Below are 689 nucleotides of genomic sequence, written 5' to 3' on the forward strand. Positions count from 1 at the left end.
AAATGTAGATCTGCGTGTTGCAAAGAGGGTATCCTATTGGAATAGTTTCTATATTCTGAGGTATAGAATTGATTGGGTAACATGTAGCATATACTGTGGTTTCTGTTGGCCCATAAACATGAAGTATCTTATCAGGACCCAACGCTGACAAAATTTTTCTAACAGGAGGTAATGAAACTTTTTCCCCTCCAAATAATAATAGTCTTAAGCTAGATAATAAGGATAAATTATATTCTGTCAAAGAATTAAACAAAGCTGTTGTGATAAAAACAACGCTCAATTTATTACTATTTATAACATGAGATAAGGCTTCTGCATCAGAGGCTGTCAAAGTGTCTATTAAATAAAGACAAGCTCCAGATAAAAGTGTTCCGAAAATCTCATATGTAGAACCATCAAATGCATAATTAGACCATTGAAGTACTTTATCTGAACTATCAATTGAAATTTTACTTAATGGATTATTAATAAGACTAATTACATTTTTATCACAAATAGCAATTCCTTTTGCTTTTCCTGTTGTCCCTGAAGTATACATAATATAAACAATGGAATCTTGCCTTCTATTATTTACCATTCTTAAAGACTTATCGTTTGAAGACTCTGAAATATTTATTAATGAAATAAAGTCTGAAACAGGCAATTTTGATAGTAATAATTTTTCGCGGTAAACAATAAAAGATATATTA

1 protein-coding gene is annotated in these 689 nt (G+C 30.0%); it reads right to left on the minus strand.

Annotated features, from left to right (window positions below):
- Window positions 1-689: AMP-binding protein (locus tag B0A80_RS20660; protein WP_165769315.1), on the minus strand; the 689-nt coding region annotated here is incomplete at both ends.

It is taken from the genome of Flavobacterium tructae, from assembly GCF_002217475.1.
GTDB lineage: Bacteria > Bacteroidota > Bacteroidia > Flavobacteriales > Flavobacteriaceae > Flavobacterium > Flavobacterium tructae.